Below are 3,490 nucleotides of genomic sequence, written 5' to 3'. Positions count from 1 at the left end.
TAAAAAGGTTCAGTTAACTGAACCTTTTTATATATATTTACTCGTACAACAGGGGAGAGATGAAAATGCGAAAAATCAGTAAAGTGCTGGTTGCTAACAGGGGAGAAATTGCCATCCGTGTATTTCGTGCCTGTACGGAGCTCCATATCCGGACAGTAGCGATTTATTCCAAGGAAGATTCAGGGTCCTATCACCGTTACAAAGCGGACGAAGCCTATCTTGTGGGGAAAGGCAAGAAGCCGATTGACGCTTATCTTGATATTGAAAACATTATCGAGATTGCTAAACAGGCAGAAGTTGATGCGATTCACCCAGGGTATGGTTTTTTATCAGAAAATATCGAATTTGCTAAACGCTGTGAGGAAGAAGGCATTATTTTTATCGGTCCTACTTCTCAGCATTTAGATATGTTTGGAGATAAAGTCAAAGCGAGAATCCAGGCGCAGCGGGCGGACATTCCAGTCATCCCAGGGACAGACGGCCCTGTTGACAGCTTAGAAGAAGTGGTAGCGTTTGGCCGGGAGCACGGCTTTCCGCTCATGATCAAAGCAGCGCTCGGCGGCGGCGGCCGCGGCATGCGGATTGTCCATAACGTCGAAGAAGTAAGAGAAGCGTACGAGCGGGCCAAGTCAGAAGCGAAAGCAGCGTTTGGCAATAGCGAAGTATATGTAGAAAAGTTTGTCCAAAATCCGAAACATATTGAAGTGCAGATTCTTGGTGACCATCAAGGGAATATTGTTCACTTATACGAACGGGACTGTTCTGTACAGCGCCGCCATCAAAAAGTCGTAGAAGTTGCACCATGCGTGTCGCTGCCTGAAGATTTGCGCAATGATATTTGTGAAGCAGCTGTCAAGCTCATGAAAAACGTGGACTACTTAAATGCAGGGACCGTCGAATTCCTTGTGGCGGGCGATCAATTCTATTTTATTGAAGTGAACCCGCGTGTCCAGGTAGAGCATACGATTACAGAAATGATTACGGGCATTGATATCGTTCAGTCTCAAATCTTAATTGCAGAAGGCCACTCGTTACATAGCGAAACAGTCGGCATTCCCGCACAAAAAGACATTACGATTCATGGCTATGCGATCCAGTCCCGTGTGACAACGGAGGACCCGTTGAATGACTTTATGCCGGATACGGGCAAAATCATGGCGTATCGCTCCGGCGGCGGTTTTGGGGTCCGCTTGGATGCAGGAAATAGTTTCCAAGGGGCGGTCATTACACCTTATTATGACTCGCTGCTTGTAAAAGTATCTACTCACGCCATGACATTTAATCAGGCCGCTTCGAAAATGCTGCGGAACTTAAGAGAATTTCGTATCCGTGGGATTAAAACAAACATTCCATTCTTGGAAAACGTGATGCAGCACGAAAAGTTTATTACTGGTGATTACGATACTTCCTTTATTGATGCAGCCCCAGAACTATTTATTTTTTCAGAGAGAAAAGACAGGGGAACAAAAATACTCAGCTATATCGGCAACGTGACGCTCAATGGCTTCCCGGGCATTGAGAAAAAGAAAAAGCCGCTTTTTGATCCGCCGCCCGTTCCGAATGTGAACCGTTTAGAGGCAGCTGCCTCCGGTACGAAGCAAATTTTAGACGAAAGAGGCGCGGATGGTTTGGTAGAGTGGGTGAAATCCCGTTCAGAGGTCCTCTTAACGGATACAACCTTCCGGGATGCCCATCAGTCGCTGCTCGCTACCCGTGTACGGACTCACGATCTGCTTCAGATCGCCGAGCCGACGGCGAAGCTGCTGCCAGAGGCTTTCTCTTTAGAAATGTGGGGCGGTGCCACGTTTGATGTCTCGTACCGTTTCTTAAAAGAAGATCCGTGGGAGCGGTTAGCATCCTTGCGGGAAAGAGTGCCGAACGTCTTGTTCCAAATGCTCCTTCGAGCATCGAATGCCGTTGGCTATACCAACTATCCAGATAACGTGATCCGGGAGTTCGTAGATCAATCAGCTGCTTCGGGCATTGATGTGTTCCGGATTTTTGACAGCTTAAACTGGATTAAAGGGATGGAAACCGCAATTGATGCCGTTCGCCAAACGGGCAAGATTGCCGAGGCAACGATTTGTTATACAGGTGATATTGACGATCCTGCCCGTCCAAAATACAACATTCAGTATTATAAAGACATGGCGAAAGAACTGGAACAGCAGGGGGCCCACATTCTTGGCATTAAAGATATGGCCGGCTTGTTAAAGCCGCAGGCAGCGTACCGGTTAATTTCGGAATTAAAAGCGACGGTCGATCTTCCGATCCACTTGCATACTCACGATACGAGCGGCAATGGCGTTTACATGTATGCGAAAGCGATCGAAGCAGGCGTCGATATCGTCGATGTAGCGGTCAGCTCCATGGCGGGCTTGACGTCTCAGCCGAGTGCCAGCACCCTTTGTTATGCATTAAAAGGCACGGAGCGCGAGCCATCCGTCCGGGTAGAAGCGCTTGAACAGCTGTCCCGCTATTGGGAAGGCGTCCGTCATTATTATCAAGACTTTGAAAGCGGCATGAAGGCGCCGCATACAGAAATTTACGAGCATGAAATGCCGGGCGGCCAGTACAGCAACCTCCAGCAGCAGGCAAAAGCCGTCGGGCTTGGCGAACGCTGGGAAGAAGTGAAAGACATGTACAGCCGGGTGAATATGATGTTCGGTGATATCGTCAAAGTAACGCCGTCTTCCAAAGTCGTAGGCGACATGGCGCTCTTTATGGTGCAAAATGACCTGACGGAAGAAGAAGTGCTGGAAAGAGGCGATAAAATTGACTTCCCGGATTCCGTTATCGAGCTGTTTGAAGGCTATTTGGGCCAGCCGTACGGCGGGTTTCCGAAACAGCTGCAAAAGGTCATCCTAAAAGGAAAAGAGCCGCTCACGGTTCGTCCAGGCGAGCTATTGAAAGAGGTTGATTTCAACGCGCTGCGGGAAGAGCTTCAGCAAGAGATGGAAGGAAAAGTAACAGATCATGATGTCATTGCTTACGCTTTATATCCAAAAGTATTTATGGACTATGTGAAAACGGTTGATCAATTTGGAGACGTTTCCGTGCTCGACACACCGACGTTCCTGTACGGGATGAGACTCGGGGAAGAAATCGAAATCGAAATTGAAACCGGAAAAACGTTGATTGTGAAGCTGGTATCGATCGGACAGGCTCAGACAGACGGCACACGGGTGGTCTATTTTGAATTAAACGGCCAGCCTCGTGAAGTGGTGATTAAAGACGAAAGCATCAAGTCTTCCGTGGCCTCGAAAATCAAAGCCGATCCGAAAAATGAAAGCCATTTGGCAGCGACGATGCCAGGGACGGTCATTAAAGTGCTCGTGGAAAAAGGGGAAAAAGTCGTCCAGGGAGATCATTTAATGATTACCGAAGCGATGAAAATGGAAACGACGGTTCAGGCGCCGTTTTCCGGCACGGTGACAAATATCCACGTTCAAAATGGGGAAGCCATCTCGACAGGAGATCTGCTTGTTGA

Annotated in this window: 1 protein-coding gene; it reads left to right on the top strand. The window is 48.2% G+C overall.

Features of this window, described 5'->3' with window-relative positions:
* Positions 1-65: 65 nt before the first annotated feature.
* Positions 66-3,490 (top strand): pyruvate carboxylase (gene pyc / locus A8F95_RS10485; protein ID WP_176713670.1); only part of this gene is annotated, 3,425 nt, incomplete at its 3' end.

Source organism: Pseudobacillus wudalianchiensis, assembly GCF_001685015.1.
Classification (GTDB): Bacteria; Bacillota; Bacilli; order Bacillales; family Domibacillaceae; genus Pseudobacillus; species Pseudobacillus wudalianchiensis.
The sequence above is the reverse complement of the archived record's forward strand: the minus strand, read 5'-3'. Positions and strand labels throughout refer to the sequence as shown.